This window comes from Lentibacillus salinarum (genome assembly GCF_042679865.1).
In the GTDB taxonomy this organism is placed as follows: Bacteria; Bacillota; Bacilli; order Bacillales; family Amphibacillaceae; genus Lentibacillus; species Lentibacillus salinarum.
Genome location: NZ_JBHTNH010000015.1, coordinates 40,066 through 62,311 on the forward strand (window position 1 = coordinate 40,066; position 22,246 = coordinate 62,311).

At 44.6% G+C, this 22,246-nt stretch carries 24 protein-coding genes and 1 riboswitch; of the genes, 9 read left to right on the plus strand and 15 right to left on the minus strand.

Annotated elements, in window-relative coordinates:
- Positions 1 to 22: 22 nt before the first annotated feature.
- Positions 23 to 1,303, minus strand: a complete 1,281-nt coding sequence (locus tag ACFQ4A_RS07595; protein ID WP_382399186.1) for a molybdopterin molybdotransferase MoeA — start codon at positions 1,301 to 1,303, stop codon at positions 23 to 25.
- 197 nt (positions 1,304 to 1,500) lie between these two features.
- Between ACFQ4A_RS07595 and ACFQ4A_RS07600 the strand changes: the two genes are divergently transcribed.
- The gene (locus ACFQ4A_RS07600; RefSeq protein ID WP_382399188.1) at positions 1,501 to 2,229 is read left to right on the plus strand and encodes a hypothetical protein; all 729 of its coding nucleotides are present in this window, start codon (positions 1,501 to 1,503) and stop codon (positions 2,227 to 2,229) included.
- 42 nt (positions 2,230 to 2,271) lie between these two features.
- On the opposite strand, the gene ACFQ4A_RS07605 is transcribed toward ACFQ4A_RS07600, so the two are convergent.
- Complete coding sequence (locus tag ACFQ4A_RS07605) at positions 2,272 to 2,721, minus strand: hypothetical protein (RefSeq protein WP_382399190.1); 450 nt, start codon at positions 2,719 to 2,721, stop codon at positions 2,272 to 2,274.
- Between the two features lie 269 nt (positions 2,722 to 2,990).
- On the opposite strand from ACFQ4A_RS07605, the gene ACFQ4A_RS07610 reads away from it, so the two are divergent.
- From ACFQ4A_RS07610 to ACFQ4A_RS07640, 7 genes are all read left to right on the plus strand, one after another.
- Positions 2,991 to 3,197: a DUF1657 domain-containing protein gene (locus ACFQ4A_RS07610; RefSeq protein WP_382399192.1), complete on the plus strand. Its 207-nt coding sequence runs from the start codon at positions 2,991 to 2,993 to the stop codon at positions 3,195 to 3,197.
- Between the two features lie 56 nt (positions 3,198 to 3,253).
- On the plus strand, positions 3,254 to 3,709 hold the full coding sequence (locus ACFQ4A_RS07615) for a YhcN/YlaJ family sporulation lipoprotein (protein ID WP_382399194.1): 456 nt from the start codon (positions 3,254 to 3,256) through the stop codon (positions 3,707 to 3,709).
- A 19-nt stretch (positions 3,710 to 3,728) separates the two neighbouring features.
- On the plus strand, positions 3,729 to 4,208 hold the full coding sequence (gene spoVAC / locus ACFQ4A_RS07620; protein ID WP_382399196.1) for a stage V sporulation protein AC: 480 nt from the start codon (positions 3,729 to 3,731) through the stop codon (positions 4,206 to 4,208).
- Entirely contained in the window at positions 4,208 to 5,224 is a 1,017-nt protein-coding gene (gene spoVAD / locus ACFQ4A_RS07625; RefSeq protein WP_382399198.1) for a stage V sporulation protein AD, read from the plus strand. The genes spoVAC and spoVAD overlap by 1 nt, the downstream gene beginning before the upstream one ends.
- Entirely contained in the window at positions 5,221 to 5,571 is a 351-nt protein-coding gene (spoVAE, locus tag ACFQ4A_RS07630) for a stage V sporulation protein AE (protein ID WP_382399200.1), read from the plus strand. Before spoVAD ends, spoVAE begins: the two co-directional genes overlap by 4 nt.
- A gap of 8 nt (positions 5,572 to 5,579) precedes the next feature.
- Entirely contained in the window at positions 5,580 to 5,783 is a 204-nt protein-coding gene (locus tag ACFQ4A_RS07635; RefSeq protein WP_382399202.1) for a DUF1657 domain-containing protein, read from the plus strand.
- Between the two features lie 79 nt (positions 5,784 to 5,862).
- Positions 5,863 to 6,720, plus strand: a complete 858-nt coding sequence (locus ACFQ4A_RS07640) for a DUF421 domain-containing protein (RefSeq protein ID WP_382399204.1) — start codon at positions 5,863 to 5,865, stop codon at positions 6,718 to 6,720.
- Between the two features lie 725 nt (positions 6,721 to 7,445).
- On the opposite strand, the gene ACFQ4A_RS07645 is transcribed toward ACFQ4A_RS07640, so the two are convergent.
- From ACFQ4A_RS07645 to ACFQ4A_RS07705, 13 genes are all read right to left on the minus strand, one after another.
- The gene (locus ACFQ4A_RS07645) at positions 7,446 to 8,429 is read right to left on the minus strand and encodes a zinc-binding dehydrogenase (RefSeq protein ID WP_382399206.1); all 984 of its coding nucleotides are present in this window, start codon (positions 8,427 to 8,429) and stop codon (positions 7,446 to 7,448) included.
- Positions 8,410 to 9,369, minus strand: coding sequence for an ArsA family ATPase (locus ACFQ4A_RS07650; RefSeq protein WP_382399208.1), 960 nt, complete (start codon positions 9,367 to 9,369; stop codon positions 8,410 to 8,412). The genes ACFQ4A_RS07645 and ACFQ4A_RS07650 overlap by 20 nt, the downstream gene beginning before the upstream one ends.
- Positions 9,370 to 9,433: 64 nt before the next feature.
- Positions 9,434 to 9,691, minus strand: a complete 258-nt coding sequence (locus ACFQ4A_RS07655) for a cory-CC-star protein (protein WP_382399210.1) — start codon at positions 9,689 to 9,691, stop codon at positions 9,434 to 9,436.
- Positions 9,692 to 9,839: 148 nt separating this feature from the next.
- Positions 9,840 to 11,585, minus strand: a complete 1,746-nt coding sequence (locus ACFQ4A_RS07660) for a carbon starvation CstA family protein (protein ID WP_382399212.1) — start codon at positions 11,583 to 11,585, stop codon at positions 9,840 to 9,842.
- A gap of 204 nt (positions 11,586 to 11,789) precedes the next feature.
- On the minus strand, positions 11,790 to 12,257 hold the full coding sequence (locus ACFQ4A_RS07665; protein ID WP_382399214.1) for a DUF1641 domain-containing protein: 468 nt from the start codon (positions 12,255 to 12,257) through the stop codon (positions 11,790 to 11,792).
- Positions 12,250 to 15,201, minus strand: a complete 2,952-nt coding sequence (gene fdhF / locus ACFQ4A_RS07670) for a formate dehydrogenase subunit alpha (protein ID WP_382399216.1) — start codon at positions 15,199 to 15,201, stop codon at positions 12,250 to 12,252. The genes ACFQ4A_RS07665 and fdhF overlap by 8 nt, the downstream gene beginning before the upstream one ends.
- A 197-nt stretch (positions 15,202 to 15,398) precedes the next feature.
- Entirely contained in the window at positions 15,399 to 16,670 is a 1,272-nt protein-coding gene (locus tag ACFQ4A_RS07675; protein ID WP_382399218.1) for an L-lactate MFS transporter, read from the minus strand.
- Between the two features lie 281 nt (positions 16,671 to 16,951).
- Positions 16,952 to 17,065 (minus strand): AbrB/MazE/SpoVT family DNA-binding domain-containing protein, encoded by a 114-nt coding sequence (locus tag ACFQ4A_RS07680; protein WP_382399244.1) that lies wholly within the window; start codon positions 17,063 to 17,065, stop codon positions 16,952 to 16,954.
- Between the two features lie 337 nt (positions 17,066 to 17,402).
- Positions 17,403 to 18,764 carry a hypothetical protein gene (locus tag ACFQ4A_RS07685; RefSeq protein WP_382399246.1) on the minus strand — a complete coding sequence of 454 codons (1,362 nt, stop codon included), beginning with the start codon at positions 18,762 to 18,764 and terminating at the stop codon, positions 17,403 to 17,405.
- Positions 18,765 to 19,205: 441 nt separating this feature from the next.
- A complete protein-coding gene (thiT, locus tag ACFQ4A_RS07690; RefSeq protein ID WP_382399220.1) occupies positions 19,206 to 19,778 on the minus strand; it encodes an energy-coupled thiamine transporter ThiT in 573 nt (190 codons plus the stop codon).
- 117 nt (positions 19,779 to 19,895) lie between these two features.
- Positions 19,896 to 19,997, minus strand: a riboswitch (TPP riboswitch).
- A gap of 61 nt (positions 19,998 to 20,058) precedes the next feature.
- Complete coding sequence (locus tag ACFQ4A_RS07695) at positions 20,059 to 20,322, minus strand: phage holin (RefSeq protein ID WP_382399222.1); 264 nt, start codon at positions 20,320 to 20,322, stop codon at positions 20,059 to 20,061.
- Between the two features lie 277 nt (positions 20,323 to 20,599).
- Positions 20,600 to 20,926 carry a hypothetical protein gene (locus tag ACFQ4A_RS07700; RefSeq protein WP_382399224.1) on the minus strand — a complete coding sequence of 109 codons (327 nt, stop codon included), beginning with the start codon at positions 20,924 to 20,926 and terminating at the stop codon, positions 20,600 to 20,602.
- Entirely contained in the window at positions 20,923 to 21,396 is a 474-nt protein-coding gene (locus ACFQ4A_RS07705) for a DUF6884 domain-containing protein (protein WP_382399226.1), read from the minus strand. Before ACFQ4A_RS07705 ends, ACFQ4A_RS07700 begins: the two co-directional genes overlap by 4 nt.
- 169 nt (positions 21,397 to 21,565) lie before the next feature.
- On the opposite strand from ACFQ4A_RS07705, the gene ACFQ4A_RS07710 reads away from it, so the two are divergent.
- On the plus strand, positions 21,566 to 22,102 hold the full coding sequence (locus tag ACFQ4A_RS07710) for a YceI family protein (RefSeq protein WP_382399228.1): 537 nt from the start codon (positions 21,566 to 21,568) through the stop codon (positions 22,100 to 22,102).
- The last annotated feature ends 144 nt before the right edge of the window (positions 22,103 to 22,246 follow it).

A 22,246-nucleotide genomic window follows, 5' to 3' on the forward strand; every position in this document is an offset into this window, starting at 1 on the left:
AACCTCTCCTTCATATGGTCGATTATTTATTTTCCGTGAATCCGAATTCACACTGACCTTCTTGATCATCCAGAAGCATCACGTCCACTTGATCGCCGGCATTAAAGCCCCGTGTTCCACCCGGTAGCACCATCAAACTGGTTGAATGTGCCAGTGACGTCACCACATTGGATTTATCCATGCCTGCCAGGTTGGTAAAGACGTCACCATTTTCATAGGTGATGTAGCTGCGTACAAACCGTGTAAAAGGATTCGGCTTAGGGAAATCATCTGCCAATGTTGCTCTAATCCGTTTCAGGAATACATTGGGGTTACGTAGGCTGTGCTGTATAATCGGCCTGGCAAACAATTCAAAGCCGACATAACATGCGGAAGGGTTGCCTGATAGACCATACAGCAGTTTGTCGCCGCTTGCTGCCACGGTTGTGACACTCCCCGGTCGCATGGCCACTTTGTTAAACAGAACGTCAGCCCCGAGTTTTTCGTAAATGGCAGGCATTAAATCAAAATCACCAACTGAAACACCACCAGTTGTGATCAGAATATCCACTTCCGCCAAAGCTTTTGTGATCATGTCATAGCTGGCCGCCAATACATCTGCCAGTTTGCCAAAATATTTGTATTCCGCTCCGGCACGGATAATCTGAGAGGCAATCATATGCGCATTAGAATTGCGGATTTTTCCAGGTTCAAGATCCTCGTCGACATCCAGTAGCTCGGTGCCTGTTGCAATGATTCCAATGACCGGTTTTTTGGCGACTTTCACCTGACTATAGCCGAACGTGGCCAGGACCGCCTTCACACCAGGGTTAATAAGGGTACCTTGTTCAATCAGCTTCTCGCCCGTGGCCACTTCTGAACCTTCCTGGATAATATTTTGACCTGATTCCATCGTTCGTTTGATAGACATATAAGCCTTGTTATGTTGTTCGTAGGATTGACATACTTCAAACATTGCAATACAATCCGCGCCCTCGGGTATTTTGGCACCAGTCATGATGCGGATTGCTTCACCCTTATGTAAGTGTTTTACCGGTACCTGGCCCGCTCCGATATGCTCAACGACCTCAAACGTCACTGGATTGTTCCGATTGGCTTCATGTGTATCCGCTGAACGAAGCGCAAACCCGTCATAAGGCGATTTCGGAAAAGGTGGAACGGGATGGCTCGCCACAATATCCTCGGCGATCCGCCTGTTGTCACAGCCCTCTATCGACACATATTCCACGTCACCCTCCAATCGATTCTGCCACACGCGACTGATCGCTTCTTCCACCGGAATTGGTTTCCTTATTTCTGCCATTGTACATCAAACCTTCCGTAACAAGTCATTTCCTTATCTACAGTTTAACAAAAATGACCATAAATTGATATACAGGGCTTCCCCTGTCATGACATGTTTAGGATTTTTTTGGACAGGAATTTACGGTGCTGGTCTTTTGTCAACTTCCGTTTATTGTATAATGGCTTTAACAATCTATAATCGCAGGGGGGCTTGACATGGGGAAAAAATTTTTGGCTATTATCATTCTGGTTATTTTGACAGCGTGCACGGAGGAACCGGTGATTGTCAAATCAGATGCGCCGCCTGACGCTCCCGAACAGAAACCGGAAATCGTTGAACAGCAAACGGATGATGAAGAAGAGGTTGAGGAATTTATTGAATTTGCCCTTCCGGAAGAAAAAATCATGGTCAATCTCAAGATGGTGCCTATTCTTGACAGCTATTTACAGGCTGTCCCGAATCGTCAAAAAGCGATCGGCCAGATGACCCTGGACCCGATTCAAGCCACTGACAAAAACCTTTATATGCTGGCATTTTCCTGCCGGGAAACAGCATGTTCTTATTTATTGATGGATCGGACGGAAGAAAATAAAACCTATCTGCTTGCTGATCTGGCGGAACTGTCTCAGACGGTCCTGTCACCGGACGGAACAAACGTGATGTTTCACTTTACCAGAGAGGAATCACCATCACATCTACCACTTTCCGATATTGTGGTGATTGACTTAGAAAAATGGGAACCGATGACCCCTGACCATCTACAGGCGGATTCATTTGCACTTTCGTATACATGGCCAATCCAGTTTGTAGAATGGACAGACAACAGAAATCTTACTGCAACAGTTCCCGATATATCGGAACCTTCTGCCGAAAAGATAATGGCGTGGGCAAATACGGAAAAACCGACAAAAACGATCGAGCTGACGTTAAACCCGAAAGAATGAACGGAATGCAGTAGCAGCAGTATCCTTCCCATTGGATGCTGCTTATTGGAAGACCAATTCCTCTTCATGGGTGATCGTTTTTTGTTCACCTTTTACAGAAAATCTGGCTTCACAAAATAATGTATAAACACCTTTCTTCGGGAGGGCAAAGGTTTTCGCATTTTGCGGATAATAACTGCTCCCTGTTTTCAGCGTGTGCGCAACCGTACTGCCCGTATAATCGTGGTTTTGCTGTTTAAATGATACGGAAACAAGTGGCGTCTGGTGGGTTATTTCTACCGTATCATCCCCGAAATACTGAATAGACCTGAAAACTTGAAAGCCCTCGTCAATACGCTCGGCCCGTATATGTAAAATAAAATCCTCCTGCCGTATCTCCCTGGTTATATTATTGGCTAATTCAGCTTCTGCCTGTCCATACAGCCAATAAGCTGTCACTGCCAGGCTGACCGCCAGAACAGCCCCTATCATGATGACCGTTTTTTTCTTCATGCCTCTCTCCCCTTTATATATATGACGAATAATTCCGCCAAAAAGTTCCATAATATTTCAGGGAAATGTTAGTTTTTGCGTATTTTATCAGGAAAACCAGAACGGTACCAAAAAGGTAAAAAATAGTAAGCATAATTATTGGCATTAAATAAAATTATAAAGAGTGAAGTGCACAGGAGATGACATGTCCAACATGACATGACATCTTCCAATTATGATAGCCACTTGGTTATGAAAGTACACTTTCCAACCCAGAAGGAGGAACCGCCATGACCGTATCATCACAGGTTAAACAGACAATCGCTGGCCTAAAAAGTGCTCAGGCAAGTTTTGAACAATTCGCACTGGAGACACAAAACAAACAGGCAAAGCAAATGTATGAGAATGCAGCTCAGCAAACACAGACCATCCTGCAAGATGTTGAACCACGCGTCCAGCAAATTGAACAGGAAGAACCACAGTATAAAGGATTTTAAATCATCATGAGGCTGGCACATCAGCCAGCCTCTTTCAACTGGGGGTAATTTTGGAAATGAAAGCCTTAAGAACCGTGTTGGCGCTCGGATTCATCTGTTTGCTAATCGGCTGTACGTCCAATCAGAATACAACAGAAAATAAGCAAAACGTCAATTTCAATATGGTATCCACCAATAGCCCCATAGACCAGACTGCTTCAAACCAGGCTAAAGAAAGTCTGAGTCAACGTAATGGCGTAACAGCAGTCACGGCGGTTAATACGGAAAAGAAATTGATCCTGGCATTTGAAATTGAACATCATAAGCGATTTCGATTAGCTGACATCCAGAAAGACGTTCAGAAGAAAATGGACAACGAATTTCCGAATCTGAAGGTTGACGTTTCCGCCGATAAAAAGCTGGTACTTGACATTGAAAAATTGGAAGAAAAAATTAGCAAAAACGATATATCCAAAAAGAAATTGAAAAAAGAGGTTGATCGCCTCATTAAATTGATGAAAGATAAAACATAAAGAGAGCGTGAAGATATGTATGGCAGATAAGAAAAAGAAGAATTTACCGCCAAATGCGCAAAGATATCAGGCTTTTGCCAAACATAGGGAAGTCAAACGTCCACTACTTAAAAATTGTATCAAGGCTTTTCTGATTGGTGGTTTTATTTGTTTTATCGGCCAGATCATTTCCACCATGTATGTTTATTTTTTTGGTTTTACCGAACAGACAGCCGGCAATCCGACTGTCGCCACCCTTATTTTCATCACCATGTTTTTAACCGGTTTTGGTGTCTATGATCGTATTGGTCAATTCGCGGGTGCCGGCTCAACTGTCCCGGTAACCGGGTTTGGGAATTCTGTCATTTCAGCAGCAATCGAGCACCGATCCGAAGGGTTTATATTAGGGGTCGGCGGCAACATGTTCAAACTGGCCGGGCCCGTCATCGTGTATGGGGTTTTTTCGGCATTTGTTATTGCCTTAATAAAAGCGATATTGATTAAGTGGGGTGGCCTATAATGTTAATCGGGCATCGTACATGGATGTTTAATAACCAGCCTGTCATCACGTCAACAGGGACTGTTGGCGGACCGTTTGAAGCCAACGGGAATATCCCGGAAGCTTTCGATATTTTACATGATGATATGTGGCTGAAACAGTCTTCGTTTGAAAAAGCACAGCGAACCATGATGGAAGAAGCCAGCCAGATAGCCATTAAAAACAGCCTGATTCAAAAAGAGCACGTCAAATTTTTTATAAGTGGGGACTTAATTAATCAAATAACCCCGAGCAATTTCGCGGCCAAAACACTTGATGTCCCCTACTTCGGACTATTCAGTGCTTGTGCCACATCAATGGAAAGCCTGGCATTGGCATCATTTATTATTAATGGAAACGGAGCGGATTATATTTTGAGCGGAACCGCCAGTCATAATGCGGCAACGGAAAAACAGTTCCGTTATCCGACCGAATATGGCGGCCAGAAGCCTCCAACCGCTCAATGGACAGTGACAGGAGCCGGATGTGCATTGGTTGCCAAAAGCGGTGAAGGTCCAAAGGTAACATCAGCAACCATCGGCAAAGTTGTCGATATGGGGATATCCGATCCATTTAATATGGGAGCAGCAATGGCTCCGGCAGCAGTGGATACGATTGAAACCCATTTAAGAGAGCGCGATGTCGACCCCACGTATTACGATTTAATTATTACTGGGGATCTTGGTCATATCGGTCGTGAGGTTTCATTGGATCTTTTACAGAAAAAAAACATCGGTATCACTGAAGACATCTATAAGGACTGCGGTCTGACCGTCTACCGGGAGGGACAACCGGTTCTCTCCGGTGCAAGCGGGACAGCCAGTTCAGCTGTTGCGGTTTATGGGCATTTTTTAAAGTTAATCAAGGAACAGCAGTTAGACCGTATTCTTGTTGTTGCGACAGGGGCACTCCATTCGCCTTTAAGTGTCCAGCAAAATGACGCCATCCCCTGTATTGCACACGCAGTTTCAATTGAGTCAGGACGTGATAAACCATGATATTTCTTTGGGCCTTTATTGTCGGTGGCATTATTTGTGTCATCGGACAGATTTTGTTTGACGTTTTCAAACTAAATCCAGGTGTTACCCTGACCATTTTTGTCATTTCCGGGGCCATCTTAGACGGTCTGGGATTATATGATCCGTTAATTGATTTCGCAGGTGCCGGAGCAACCGTTCCGATTACGAATTTTGGCAACCAGCTTGTGCACGGTGCCATGCAGGAAGCCGAACAACACGGAATCATCGGTGTTGTAACAGGAATATTCGAAGTAACAAGCGCCGGTATTTCAGCCGCGATTATTTTCGGGGTGATTGGGGCGATTATTTTTAAACCGAAAGGATAGGATAAACCATGACAGTCAGTTCACAAGTGAAAGGGTGTTTCGCATCTGTCAAAAACATCGAAGCAACCCTTGAAACCCTGGCCAATAAAACACAGGACCAGGAAGCGAAAAAAGCTTTCAAAGACGTGCAAACGATCATGAATACCGTCCAAAATGATTTGGAAAATCAGGTGTTGTATCTGACCAAAGAAGAACCCCAATATAAAAGCTGAAACATAACAGAAACTTAACTTGAATGCGGTCGGCCCGCTAAGGCCGATTCCATTCGTGCGATACGAAAGGGAGGATACTATGCCTGGCTGGGTAGAAATTTTAGTTCGTTCAGTCGTCTTTTTAATTGTTTTATTTTTAATAACCAAAGCACTTGGCAAAAAACAAATGTCACAACTGGATATTTTTCAATACATTACAGGAATTGTCATCGGTAGTATTGTCGCCATTCATGCAACCGATGTGACAACGAACGCTGCTTATGGGTTGCTTGCGTTGGCTGTCTGGTTACTAATTCCGTTAGCGGTGGAATTTACAGCCCTGAAGAGCAAACGTTTCCGTAATATTACTCAGGGTAAAGGAACCGTTTTAATTCAAAACGGAAAAATTATGGAAGACAACTTAAAGAAAGAACGATTCACCACAGACGACCTGCTTGAAGAATTACGCAACAATAAGGTCTTCAATGCAACCGATGTTGAATTTGCCGTCCTCGAACCGACCGGAAAAGTGAATATACTTCCAAAAAAGGAAAACCAACCCATTACGCCGAAAGTTATCGGCCAAAAAGTGGCACCGGAAAAAGAACCCCAGACAGTGATTATGGATGGAAAAGCACTGTTGGAACCTTTGGCAAATGCTTCACTGAACACCGACTGGCTGGAAACAGAACTAGCCAAAATGAACGTCAGTATTGAAAATGTATTTCTCGGACAAGTGGACAGTGATGGCCAATTAACCGTTGATTTGTACGATGATCTATTGACGGTCGCCGAACCGACCGAAAAACCGCTGCTGCTAGCCACAATGAAAAAATGTCAGGCTGACCTTGATTTATTTGCGCTGGCAACAGAAAATCAGCATTCCAAACAGCTGTATCAAAATAACAGTAAGCGAATGCAGCAGGCCATTGATAAAATAACGCCATATTTACGATAGTTACGGTGTTTTTCATATGCTAGTTGATTTTTTATAAAGACTGTGTTTATAAAACCATATATTACGACATAGAATATATTTTGAGTGCAATGACACCGCTCCGGAAATACGCTTCGCTTTCCGCGGGTGACCCGTGAGCCTCCTCAGGCATTCGCCTTGCGGGGTCTCACTTTGGCCACTTTTCCCGCAGGAGTCTCCGCGTATTTCCTCCGCTGGGAGTGACGTTCTGCATAATGAGTGTTGAGCCCCATAAAATCAGTGATCAGCGGGTTTTCTCTCACTAAGACAGAACACGACACTGAGCTGCGGAAAAATGCGAGACTCCTGCGGGAAAGGAACAGTCTGAAGACCCCGCAGCGAGCGGTCAAGGAACAAAGGCTAAGAACGCCACGTCCTGTGGCAACGCCTTTGTGACCAACATCGTGTTGGCCCGCGAGCGAGGAGGCTGAAGCGTTCCCCGCGGAAAGCGACGAGCGAAACATCTGCCGAGTAGGCTGCGAGTTGCGAGGAGCGTATGCCTCACCGAAATTGCTACTAACGTGACGAGCACTGAGTACTTTTCCGCAGCGACGAACTAGCAGTCAGCCCCGATAGACTTGGAAGAAAACATCCCAAAAGTTACGTCGCATTTTACATCAACTGCGGGGGTTAAAGAACATTGCGAAAAGAGCCTTTATAATAAAGACTCCCTGGCTCCCTATTAATAAAGAGGTTCTGATGATTCCTTAGTCACTGATCCGTAAAGCGATTTTTCCGAATTGCTTATTCGCTTGCAAATAATCCATAGCTTCCTGTACCTTGTCCAGGGTAAACGTCTTGTCCACGACCGGACGTATTTCATGCTTGTTAACGAGGTCCAGCATGGCACGAAGTTCTTCCTGGCTGCCCATCGTTGAGCCGATCAGCTTGTATTGGCCGTAGAAAAACTTGCGCAGATTCAACTCTACCGTGTCCTCAGTTGTCGCACCAAATGTGACGAGGCGACCTCCTTTTTTCAGCACGTCCAGTGACCGATTAAACGTTGCCCGTCCAACACTGTCGATGACAATATCAAGCGTTTCTTCCTCAAGTTCTACCGGCCAATCGCCGTTCGTATCCAACGCTCTATCAGCACCAAGCTCGATCGCCTGCTTACGCTTTGCCTCACTACGGGACGTTACGATCACACGTGCACCATTATGTTTGGCAAATTGAATCAGATAGGTTGCCACGCCACTGCCGGCACCGGGCATAAACAGCGTGTCACCTTCTTGTATCGCACCTTTCGTGAATAAGGCACGATACCCGGTCAAACCTGACAAGGCAAGTACGCCAGCCTCCTCCCATGATAAATGGGGCGGTTTCTTTTCCACTTGTTCTGCCGGTAACACAATTTTTTCGGTGAACGTCCCGTGATCAGGCATCCCCAGAATATCAAACTGTTTCGGTGGCGCATCACTATTTTCATACCAGCCAAGTGACGGGTTGATGATGACGTCATCCCCCACGTTAAATTCAGCTACGCCTTCCCCTATGGACTCAATCACGCCGGCTCCATCCGAACCAAGGATCAATGCACCAGCATCGTCTCCTCTGCGGCCTGGCACTGCTACATCCCGCCGGTTCAGGCCGGCGGTCCGGAGGGAAACAACCACTTGCCCGTGATCGGCAAATGGCTCATTCATATCCTTTAGTGTCAATTGTCCATATTCATGTACGAATGCTTTCATGTTTTGTTGGCTCCTCTCGAAAATAATGACTGTACGTTTCCAACTGCTCCTGATTAACGATGTCATAAGGGAATAATGGAATATAAATCTTTTCCTGCTGTTTAAACGTTTCCCTGATCATGCGCATGTACTGCTGTTCATGTTTTTTCCGCTGCAGAAGAAATTCACCATCCGCATCATCTGGCAACACTTTATTTATAATTAAGGTTTTTACATGCAAATGGTATTGATCAAGTAATCCGATCGCTTTTTCCGTTTCAACAACCGGTAGGCGCTCCGGATTAATCACGAAGACAAAACCCGTTGTATTCCCATCAAGTAGAACATCTCTCGCCCCGGAAAACCGCTCCTGTCGTGCTTTTAACACATCATAAATCGGATCCTCAACCGGGTCACCATCGTTGAGCAATTGTGAATAATTATCGTTTGTCTTCTGCCGTTTTTTTAGCATGCCTTCAATCCAGACGCCCATGAGTTCAGGTAATGACAGCAGCCGGATCGTATGGCCTGTCGGTGCGGTGTCAAATATGAGCTTATCATATTGGTCACGCTGTTCCAATATAATCGAAATCAATTTATCGAACAAGGCGGCTTCCTCCGCACCGGGTGATGATTTGGCCGTATCAATCTGCCGATGGACCTCCTCCATCCTGCTGGCATGTACGACGTTTTTTATATTAGATTTGACTTCCTTAATATATTTTTCCGTTTCAACAGCCGGATCAATTTCCAGCGCAGACAAATTTGTCGTCACACGAGTGATCCTGCCGCCAATTGCTTCACCAAAAATATCACCCAAATTGTGGGCGGGATCAGTGGAAATTAACAATGTATGGTTGCCATCTTTGGCAGAGCGCCATGCTAATGCAGCAGCTGATGTCGACTTTCCAACGCCGCCCTTTCCGCCGACGAAAATGATTTTTTTCTCTAAAATGTGCATTGGCAGGACTTCCTTTCTCGTTTTATTCGGTTTAGTCTAAAGAGACGTCAACAAGCCCTAACCCTTAACAGCAGCGGATCCCATTCAGCGGCGATTTATCCATCCCCATGCGCAAATGCCAGTCATGGAACTCGTCAATCATATAAGGGTACAATTCGAGTGTGTAATAATAAACCGGGTTTGGGATACCAATCATTTCGGAATATAAAAGTAATAAAAATAAATCGTCCTGATCGCGCAGTTCCCTAGCAATTTCCTGGCGATGTGGCATACGTAATACTTCTTCGTAAAATGCTGCCAGTTTTTTAAGTTGTTCAAACAATGCGATCACCTCTTAATAAGCCAAAGGGACCAGCCCCCTGCATGATCCCTTTAGCAGTATACCGACTGGACCCACGGCAATCTGGCTTATTTCTTCACGCTAATAGTCAGTTTCCCAAAAAGTCCGAACCACCATGATTTTCTCATTATTATTTAAAGTTCTCATCCAAATCATCCGGCATATCCATCGTGCGCGTTAATGTACTGAAAGCGGTCAAGACGATCCATACCGCGAACACAAATATGATGGATCCAAGCACAAACAACAGGGTTGCCGGATCACTGCCAAACCACGACCATTCAAACAAGACCTGTTTGAACATTGCCCACAATGTCATAAACATGAGGAAGATCATTGGAATGAGCGTTATCAGATAGTTGCTTCCCCGTTTTTTCAGCCAGATGGAAACGAGCAGAAGACTGATCCCTGCCAGCAGCTGGTTCGACGTGCCAAATAACGGCCAAAGCAGATAGCCACCTGACCCAAAACCTCTCGATCCTTCCGGGAGTAACACCAAAATGGCACTTGAAATAACAGCGACAGATGTTGCGACATGCATTTTGGAAAATGCCGGCACGTTATATTCAATCCCCAGTTCCGAAATAATATAGCGCATCAGACGGACGGACGTGTCCAATGAGGTGGCGGCAAAACTGACTACAATGATCGACACAATGGTAGCAGCGATGTCAGGCGGGATGGCCAGTCCAGACGCCAACGCACCTGCACCTTCCACGAACGTATTCAACCCGATTTCGTTAGCTGTTGTAAAACTGCTGTACGCGCCCAAAAATTCATTTTTGGTTCCAAAGAAAGTTACCACTGCAAGAATGGATACCAATGCAAGTGTACCTTCACCAACCGCTCCAAAGTAACCGACAAAACGGGCATCCGTTTCCTTATTGAGCTGTTTTGACGATGTTCCGCTTGCTACCAGACCGTGAAATCCCGATATCGCCCCACAGGCGACCGTTATGAACAGAAGCGGGAACCATGACGTGTCAGCTCCTGGATTGGTGACGGGTGCGGTGATTTCCGGATTGGTAAATAAGAGTCCCAAATACAGAATAGCCAGCCCGACAACAAGTTGGTGCGAATTAATGAAATCACGTGGCTGGAGTAGCTTCCAGACCGGTAATGTCGAAGCGAAATAGACATAAACCATTAATATAACAATCCAAATCAGAAAAGCACTATTAACGGCGCCGAGCCCGAATAGCCCGGTACTGCCTTCACCGCCGAAATATCGCACTAAATCAATCTGTAAAAAGTCGACCCGGCTAGCAAGAATCGCCGCAAAATACATGACACCAAGCGCAATCAAGGACGGAACAAGCATCTTTGTTTTGCGCTTATAGACGGCATAACCAATCCAAATGGCGAGCGGTATTTGGATAAACACCGGCAGTACACTTGACGGAAAAGAAATGAACAGATTGGCTATAACCCAAGAAAAGACAGCGTTAACCATCAATACAAGAATCAGGATAATAAATAAAAACAGAATCTTTGCTCGCTGTCCGATCAGTTTATTGGCCAATGTCCCGATCGATTGCCCTTTATTTCGGACTGACAGGGCCAATGTGCCAAAGTCATGAACGCCGGCAGCGAATACAGTTCCCAATATAACCCACAAAAGCGCGGGAAGCCAGCCCCAATAGACAGCTACAGCGGGCCCCATGATCGGTGCAGCACCAGCAACAGATGTAAAGTGATGCCCCCATAAGACAAATTTGTTTGTCGGTACAAAATCGACATCGTCTTTGTAGCGGTGCGCCGGTGTGACATAGTTAGGGTCAAGGCGAAATATTTTTTCGGCAACAAATTTTGAATAATAGCGATAACCCAATGCAAATATAAGCAGCCCAATGACCGCTACCACAATACCATTCATGTTACAGCCTCCTTTTGTTTTAGTTTGGGACGTTTTACAATAAAACGTCCCCAGTAAAAATCTATGTATGGTATTTTCTGAATAGTACAACTCTATTCTACTCCAAAGGCAGTCAAATGTAAATATTAAGAATTATAAGTCTGTTTTATAGCATGAAAAAAACCTCCGATAACTGGCACATCAGTTGTCGGAGGCCTTTCACACCTATTCTCTTCCCATGCCGCGCAAAAACTCCAGCAGCATCGTAATACTCCGATTAATCTCGGGGTTTTTTAACGCTTTGATCAGGTCCATATAAGACGTTTTATCCGCATCCTCTGCCGCAGCTGCCTCTTTTACACCATGCTGCAATCGTGTGGTAAACTGCTCAATTTCCTCCAAATCCAGTTCGCCGAGCAAAAAGAGCAATCTGGGCAGATTCTCAAGGATTGTGGCGTATTGCGGTTGATTGATCTCCCGCATCACATTACCCAATGCTTGTTCCCGGTGTTTGACAAGAGCATCTATCATATCTAGTGTACCACTTTGATTGAGTGTGTCCAGAAGACCAATCCCCTTTAAAATGGCGTCCTTATTGTCGCTGACCGCTTTGGCAACCTCGCTCAGATTCTGTTCGTGTAAGCTTTCTTCAGGGACTTCCACCCGCTTGATGTGTGATATTTTCTCAGCCATTTTGCTTCACCTGACTCCCCGGAAAAATATAATCGTCCCGACGCCATTTCCGCTCCGGCTGAACACCGATTTGCGGCTGTGGATCACCCCGCCGGTAATTATTGGGCGGGAGCGGGCTTCTGCCTTTTTTCTTGATGATTTCCATTTTGACAGCTATTTCCTTGAAGGCTGGTGTGTCAGTATCTTTATCAACGGTATTATCGGTTAAATAATTAACGGCTGTTTTACCATTATCATTCAGCGGCAAATACAACTCCCGGCCGCTTACCCTGTCGGTAATATGCACCGTTCCGGTAACCTCGCCCGCTTCCGATATCAGCTTCACCTCAGCTCCTTCATTAATACCCCGTTCCTTCGCTAGTTCAGGAGACACTTCAATAAACGCAGTCGGCATTTTACTGGTAATCGCTTTTGATTTATAGGTCATATTGCCTTCATGGAAATGTTCCAGCACTCTGCCATTATTCACATGCAAGTCATATTCATCGTTTGTGTCATACACAAGTTCATAATCCAGCGGGTACAGCCTTGCTTTGTTATCGTCAAACGGAAACCCGTCAACGAACAATAGTGGTGTGTCTGTACCGTCTGCTGCAACCGGCCATTGCAGACTATTATAATCTGTCAATCTATCATAGCTGACACCGGCGAATAACGGCGCAAGTGAAGCCGATTCATCCATGATATCCGATGGGCTGTCATATTCCCATTTGTACCCCATTCTCCCGGCCAGATCAGTTATAATCGCCCAATCCGGACGCGATTCACCAACCGGGTCAAGTGCTTTGTACAACCGCTGGAAACGTCGCTCTGTATTCGTGAACGTCCCTTCTTTTTCCAAACTTGGAACAGCGGGCAGAATGACATCAGCGTGCTTCGCTGTTTCGGTTAAAAACAGATCCTGGACGACGAAAAAATCAAGTTTGTCAAAAGCGGCTGTCACGTAATTGATATTGGCATCCACAATACCCGTATCCTCACCAAGTACATACAACCCGCGAAGATCCCCTTCATGAATGGCACCGATCATTTCATGGTTATCCTTACCGGGTTCAGGTGGGATTTCCACACCCCATGCATTTTCATAGCGTTTGCGCACGTCATCATCCGCCACTTTCTCATAACCCGGAAAGTAATTCGGCATGCTCCCAAAGTCACTGCAGCCTTGGACGTTATTATGGCCGCGCAATGGATAGGCACCTGTACCATTCCGCATGTAGTTGCCAGTAATCAGTAGTAAATTGGAAATGGCGGTACTCGTATCGCTACCAAGCTGGTGCTGTGTTACCCCCATCGCCCAGCAAATCACAACTTTATCAACACTGGCAATTTGTTCGGCAATACTAACTAATTCATCTTTTGAAATACCGGTTAAGTCTTCTGCATAATCAAGGGTAAATTTTTCCAGGGATTGTTTGTAATCAGCAAAACCATTCACCCATTTGTCAATGAAATCTCGGTCTTCCCAGCCCTGATCAATAATATATTTTGTTACCGCTGATAGCCATACCAGGTCTGTGCCGCTTTTCGGCTGGAAGAATTTATCAGCACGTTGCCCCATTTCATGCTTCCGCAAATCAAAGACATAGAGCTTTTGCCCGAATAATTTTTGTGAACGTTTAATTCTTGATGCGAGCACGGGATGGGACTCGGCTGTATTTGATCCAACGGTGATGACCATATCAGCTTCGGCAATATCATCGATGGACCCGGAATCACCGCCATGTCCGACCGTCCGGAAAAGCCCCTTTGTCGCCGGTGACTGGCAATAGCGTGAACAGTTATCAACGTTATTGGTTCCGATTACTTGACGGGCCAATTTTTGCATGGCGTATGATTCTTCATTTGTCGCTTTGGAGGACGCAATAAATCCTAACGCGTCAGCGCCATTCTCTGCTTTAATTTCGGAAAAGCGTCTGGCCGTATAATCCAGCGCCTCATCCCATTCAACTTCGACAAACGATTCTCCGTCCCTAATGAGCGGTTTCGTTAGACGTTCCTCTGAATTCACATAGTCCCAGCCGAACTTGCCTTTAATGCAGGTCGATATGCCGTTCGCTGGCGACTCCTGCTGCGGCTCCACTTTCAGGATTTTCCGGTCTTTCGTCCACACATCAAACGTGCAACCAACACCACAATATGTACAAACGGTTTTTGTCTTTTCAATACGTTCTTCCCGCATTGAAGCTTCGGTATCGGAGACAGCCATTAACGCCCCGTAGCCTGTTTCCGCCTTCTTGGTCACATCTATCATTGAGCGCAATAATCCTGGTTCTTGATCGGTCATGAAACCGGCTTCCCCAACCATCGATGTTTCCATTAACGCATTGCATGGACAAACGGTGGCACATTGCCCACAGCTGACGCATGATGATTCATCGATTGGAACATCGTTATCCCAGACAACACGCGGCTGTTCGCGTTCCCAGTCGATCAGCAATGTTTCATTGACCTGAACATCCTGGCAAACTTCCACACAGCGTCCGCACAAAATGCACTGGTCGGGATCATAGCGATAAAATGGACTCGAATCGTCAATCTCATAAGGCTTTGGTTCAAACGGACGGGATTGATGCTCCAGTCCGAATTCCGCAACCGTATTATGAATTTCACAGGATCCGTTATTGTAATCACAAACGGTACAGTACAATTCATGATTTTCTAGGATCCGATCAAGTGCCTCCTTTTGCGTTGCATTGACAATTTCCAGCTCGGTATTTACGTCCATACCGGCCTTCACTGTTGTTCCACAGGCACGCATAAACCCCCCGTCAACCATAACCATGCACGTATCACATGTCTGTACAGGGCCAAGTGCTTCATTATAACAGATTTGCGGGACAAATTTTCCCGTTGTATTAATCAAATCCAGCAAATTCTGACCAGGTGCTGCCAGGTATTCTTCCCCATTAATGGTAACCACTACATGTTCCTGATCCTGCATGTTACTCCCCCCCTGAAAAATATAATGAAAACCTACATAAATGATTTATACCCTAAATCCAACCAGTTAATCTATATTTTATGTTTTTTAAATATTATAACACACTAAAGGAAAAGAAAAAGCAAAAACAAATTAAATTCCTGAAATTTTCGGAATCGGGCAAATGACATTCTGCTCAGTTATGGTCATCGCCGATTTTAAAAATTTGAAGCCTGTGTATTTTTTACATTTAATTTTTCTTCTTTCATTTCCCGCATAATCACCCTAATCCAAAGTGAAATTAATAGTGAAATAACATGCATTCCGCCAAATATAATCAGGACGAGCTGATAGCTGTTTGTATTATCATAGATTAATGACAGCAGCATGGGACCAACCACACCAGCAACTGCCCAGGCAGTTAAAATATAGCCGTGTATCGCACCCAGCTGCTTTGTCCCGAAAAGATCCCCAATATAAGCCGGAACGGACGAAAATCCGCCTCCGTAGCACGAAACGATTGCATAGACAAGAATTTGAAATAAAATCACGGATGTTATAACCGGCAGCAAAAAGTATGAAATAATCCCTATAATAAAAAATATGGTATACACATTCGGTCTACCAATATAATCTGAAATCGTCGCCCATCCAAGTCTGCCTGCACCATTGAAAAGTCCCATTACCCCTACCATCGTGGCTGCCGTAACAGCTGTCATGCCGGTTATTTCCTGTCCTATTGGGGATGCGACAGAGATGATCGCAATACCTGTAGTAACGTTAAGAAACAACATCGTCCATAACATCCAAAAAGGCTTTGTCTTAATGGCCTCATTGGCTGTCATTTGTGAAAGATCCTCTTTTTCTTCCTTTGGTTTGTCAGATTTTTCATCCTGCATTGCTTTAGGCTTCCAGCCCTCGGGAGGCGGAGCCAGATATTGTGATGCAGCCATCATAATAATCAGATAGCTTGCCCCCAAAATATAAAATGTGTTTGAAATACCAACTGAACTGACTAAAGCCTCTCCAGCAGGACCACTAATTAGCGATGCAAATCCAAAGCCCATAATCGCAAGTCCTGTGGCTAGACCCCGATGATCAGGGAACCACTTTACAAGCGTTGATACTGGTGCTATATAGCCAATGCCGAGTCCGATTCCGCCAACGATACCATAAAAAAAGTACATTAAAGGCAGTGATTCAAAAGCCGTTGCAAGTCCTGTACCCATTACGCCAACGCCAAAAAACAAGGCGGATAACATACCGGAAATACGCGGCCCTCGTTTCTCAACAAATTTGCCCATAAAAGCCGCAGAAAATCCCAGCAGAAAGATCGCAATACTGAATGCTAATGAAATCTGGCTTGTGCTCCAGCCAAACGCATCAGCCATCGGATTTGTGAATACACTCCAAGCATACGCAGATCCGATACAAATATGTATTCCAACGCCCGACAAAGCAATCAGCCAACGATTTTTGACTTTCTCCATTTTGCCCCTCCTAATAAATGCCTTTAACATATCATGTAAGCATTTACATAATATGTCATCTGGAAATGACACTGTGTACATATGATAATCTCAACTATTGTCAAAATAAATCATATTTTCGGAATTATTTAAGGGTTAATGTATCATAAATAGTTAAAAGTTGTCAATTAATTCTTTTTAAACTTCAACATTTATGGGGTGAGTTAAGGACTGAATGCGAGACCTTTTCAACATTGGTGTGGAAACGTATTATAACATTCGTATCAACTAAAAACGCCATACTACTCCTCTTTACCAAGTTGATCCCCCTGCTCCGCATTTAAAATCTCCCTGATTTCTGAGGGAATGGTCACTTGACCTTTACTTGAAAGTGTTGAATATTGATCTTGAGTTATATAAGCCTCTTGGGTTTCACTGACTTTGGTTCATTATCTCACGCCTTACTTGTTTTTTTCTTTACTAAAAGTGTATGTAAGTACCATTAATTAAGTCAAGCAAAAGAAGAATCCATTTTGCGAAAATTGATCAAAATGAATGCCTCTTTTGCGATCTTTGACACAGCCGGCGATCCATTAAAAAGACATTCCCTAAAAAGGAATGCCTATTTTGATGGTTTAGTTTTTAATACAATTTACCCTGCCATGCGTTGGCTCCCTCAACAATGATTTTTTGTGTCGTTGCTGGTTCACCTATTCCATCAATAACCGTTTTAGCCGGTACCTTAATATTTTTTTAGAATATAACCAGCGCAAGTAAAGCGGCCATGAACAGGCCGAGTATGACTGGTAAAAAGTTTTTCCGCACCAGATCCATGACGGATACACCGCAAAAACCGGCAATGGCAATCAATGATGACCACGCAACAATCGTTCCGCCGCCGGTCCAGATAGACCCCATTTGCCCGATTGCAGCGAGTGTTCCGGCATCAACGGACGACGTTTCAAGTGAGGCTGCCAGGGCACCAGTCAGCGGCAGACCGGAAAACCCGGATCCGTCAAGACCGGTAATAATGCCAATGATCAATATACTAAAGGCAGCCAGCAATGCACTTTGCGGAACAAATTGCTGCGAAGCCTCGACAAGGTCAAACAGGAATCCGGGTGCATTTTCCTCAACTCCAAGAATATCTCCGGAAAAATCCGAGCTGCCGAGGAAAAAGAATCCGGCAATTGGGATGACAGGCCCCATGGCTTTAAAGGCAAAGACAAATCCTTCCGTAATATGGTTGGTAATATAGTCCAACGCATGTTGCCGTCCGAATGCCACGGTTGACAACAACAGCAGAATAACGGCAACACCACCGACAAAAGCTGCCCCGTCACCTCCTTCAAACCCAGTCATTCTGCCGGAATTAAGCTTTGAGGTCATCATATAAATGACAACAGCCAGCAGGGATATAGGGACCAATACCGCAAACAACTTGCTCCACGTGGTTATATGCGTGGTTTTCACCTTGTTATCGGACTCTTTTTCCGTTTGCATCTGGTTCATTTCGATTTCATTCAATTCACTGTCTTTTGAACGAATGGTTTTTCGATACAGCAAATACGCCAGACCAATCGCAACAATACCGGCAATCAGTGATAAAATAAGCGCTCTATCGGCGACAAGCGTTGTATCAATCCCAGCTGATGTCGCCGATAAATTAGGTGCCACCTGAACAATATAGTCTGAAGACAATGCCATCCCCTGACCGGCGAGTGCAACAGCAACTGCAGCCGTCATAGCTGGCAGACCTGAGCGGATAGCGGCCGGAACAAGCAAAGCACAGATAAGCGGTACAGCCGGTGTCGGCCAAAAGAATAAGGAGATGACGTAGGTAACGGCTGCCAGCAGAAAGAATGATACATGGCCATTGACCATAAATTTCTGGATCGGTTGGATCATCCTCCGGTCAGCCCCAAGATCTCTCAATGAATGCAGCAGGGCCATCATAAACGTGATAATCAAAAAGATATTGAACAGTTCAATCGCAGCCACTAGATTGGCATTAAAGATGGCGGTAAAGCCGTCCACTAGGCTGCCCATATACACCCAGGCAATCACAAATGTTCCAAGTAACGTCGGTAACACAACGCCTCTGCGGAAAATCATCGTCAGAATGATCGCCAAAGTGAATATACCATATAACCAATGGGAAAGCGTTATCTCCTCCACGTTAAACACTTCCTTTCTGAACTGTGAATATAGCCTATGCACATCGAAAGGAAGCGGTGCACCCTTCACCTCGCAGTTAAACCACGTGAATTTCAGAGGCCCTGTCTTTATTTTCCGTCACTTTCATCAGCGCATACATAACATAAAAGCCGGCCATTTTCCTGAACTCCGTCAAAGAAACCATTTTCACAATAGACCTCTCTGCCGCACGATTGACACTGGCCAATGAGTTCCCGCATCCATATCCCTCCTTCTAACAGCCATTATAAATATAAAAATAGCCCCTTTATATAGAAAGAGCTATTTTTCCGAAATTTTCAGTTTACCGGTTGTTTTTGCTATACCTAAAATAATCATGTGAGCGGATGTTGAAACGAATTATGCCGCCTGTAATAGTGTTCTAGGCTGTTTATGGAACAAGAGGAAAACAGCCATTGCACTTATGATAAGTGACGGAATGATATAAGAGACATTATATAGGAATGAATAGAGCCAGACAGATTGCCCTTCCACAGCCGATTCAAAAAAGACAACACCTGCTGCAAAGTGAGCCGCAAACCTTAGCATACTGCCCAGGATAACACCAAGCGTAATATACGTAAGGTAAATCTTGGTCCGGCCAGCTTGAACAGCCGCCTGAATCTGGTTGGCAAAGATTCCGGCAATCCCGATCACTGTAAAGGCCAGTGCATAGTCAATGAACCCCTGTAGCGGATGCAGCACATAACCAGTGCCGACTGCAACCTGTAGAACACCCCATAAAAACCCGGATAACAGGCCACCTTTCAGCCCCCAGCGGAACGCAATAATAAACACCGGGATCATTGCCAATGAAACGGAACCACCTTGCGCCCAAAGCTTAACCGATAAAAATGGAATAATATCCAACAGTAATGCCAGCGCTGTAAAAACAGCCACCTCAATCAAAAATAATGTACGGTTCGAACGCATGAAAATCCTCCCCTTTGCCAGTGGCTTAAACCACCGCTACATTTTCTGCAAACACAAAAAAAGCAATGCCAAGGGGAAGCTTCCTGATGGGGAAATCCGCTCACATTGCTGTTTATCCATCAAAAAAGCCACCATCCCTACGCTAGTTCTAACTAACAGGTTCAGAGGGTCTGAACAAACGTGTTCACTCTCAGCCATACGGCTCCCCTTGAAGGCTTCCAACCTATGCTTTTTTTGCTGATTATAGTATACCATACACTGAAGGGTTTACAAATTCTTTTTATTTGTTTGAAAACCGGCGCAGGTGCACACGCCTATAACACTCATTCTCGATTAATATCTCCTTTTGCTTTTGCCCTGTTTTGGTGACATAGTTATTTTTGAACCATGTCCATATGGATGTGACCAATATGAAAATAAACGAAATCGCTTGCTCCACCATCTCGGCGTCAACTGGCAGCGGTGATTTCCCAAACATGACGAGAACATGGTTCATAAGCGCTACAGCAAGTGCTGCCGTTCGTATAACAGTGCCTTTGTCCACGGTCTTTCCCCCTATTCGGTTAATAACAGATCTTACGATTAATCTGTTCAGAAAGACGATTTTCCGGAACGGCTATGGTCTTGAAAAAACACATCTGAATTATATACGAAGCGGAAAGTGACAAGTGAAACATCTTTGAACTGCGGGATGCGCAGGCGTCACCGAACCAACCTGCTACACCAACGAAGACAAGTGTATCCAGGCTCGGCATAAATAACAAAAAGAAACGAGCCTGTAAAAAAACGCCGTAAAGCTTTTCAGCTCCACGGCGTGTATATTATTTCTGGCCGCGTCGTTCAATTGGAATGACACCGTTTGTAATTTTACTCGCCAGCAGGGCAAATGAGATCGCTGCTGCTGCAATCACAATGATAACAGCAAGAAACTGGATGATAAAAACCATGATGTCACCTGGGACGGCTGATGTGATATAGCGGCTTCCGTAAAAAAGAATGATGGCTGAAATACTGGCGACACCAACAAACGTAACGAACACTCCAGCAATCTGCCATAATGTCAGCTTCTTCCATGTCTCTTTATATTTAAACGACACATAAATAATATAGGCCACTAAGATAAGGGTGATTAGTAATGGACGTGTCATAATATCGGCTCCTGTTTATGTATAGGGACTTGCGTTTCCACTGCTTGCTTAAGTGCCTGCAGAATATAACCGATGCCGCCATACTGCAGCAATGGAAATGTTCTTGGAATATCATCGGTAAATGTCTTATTTATAATCGGTTTATATTTTTTCCCCGTCAGTACCACAAGCCGGTCAAATTGATCTAGCTGCTTCTCTTTTATTTGCCTGGTTAATTGGGCATTCGTGATGATCTCATCACGCTCCTGATTAAATGTCACATCATACGGGCCGTCAACCACGTCATCCGCAAACAAAAAGCCGTGTTTGGCGGACAATATCACCCATTGATCCGTGAACAACTCCGCATACTGACGTGAGCGTTGGTGCAATGTTCCGATATAAGCATCTTTTGCCGGCACTGCCCCCATGTCTGGATACTTGTCCCAGATTTTCTTCCTGCCGCACGGGAGTATACTTAATTCTACCATCGTGAGCCACCTCAAATCTATTCATAGTATAGCATGGAAAAACAGGTTTTACGAAATGTACAATTGGGTAATTTATACTGAATTCAAAATAACTATTTTAAAATTACTTGACATTATTCATTTATGATTATATACTAAGTTACGCAAAGTAATTAATGGAGGGATTTACATGGCAAAAATAACCTGGAATGTTGACACAGTCCACAGCGAGGTAGGATTTACCGTCAAACATATGATGATTTCAAAAGCAAAAGGCAGCTTCAATGACTTTGATGCTGTCCTTGAAGCAGACCCTGATGATCTGACAGATTCAAAGGTTGAAGTAGACATCGACGTATCCAGTATCGATACAAAAAATAGCGGTCGTGACGATCATTTACGATCTGCCGATTTCTTCGATGTGGAAAATCATCCGAAAGCGACTTTTGTTGCCACCGACATTAAGAAAAAGTCCGGCAACAACTATGATGTCACAGGTGACCTGACCATGATCGGAACAACAAAACCTGTCACATTTGATGTTGTGGCTGAAGGGCAAAGCAAAGATCCAATGAGCGGCAATATGGTAGCCGGATTCAGCGGCGAAACAACCATCAACCGTAAAGATTTTGGTCTGACTTGGAACGCAGCGCTCGAAACAGGTGGCGTACTGCTTGCCGATGACGTTAAAATAACGTTTGAAATCGAAGCCCATAAAGCAGAATAATTTTGTCAGAAAGGTGTTGCCAATAATGGTAACACCTTTCTTCGTATCGGCACCAACTTGAATCCATTTGCGGATATATGCGCTCTTTTCTCTTTTTTTGTTTGATTGCCTGCTTTTTGAGGAATGTCATTATATAGACATATT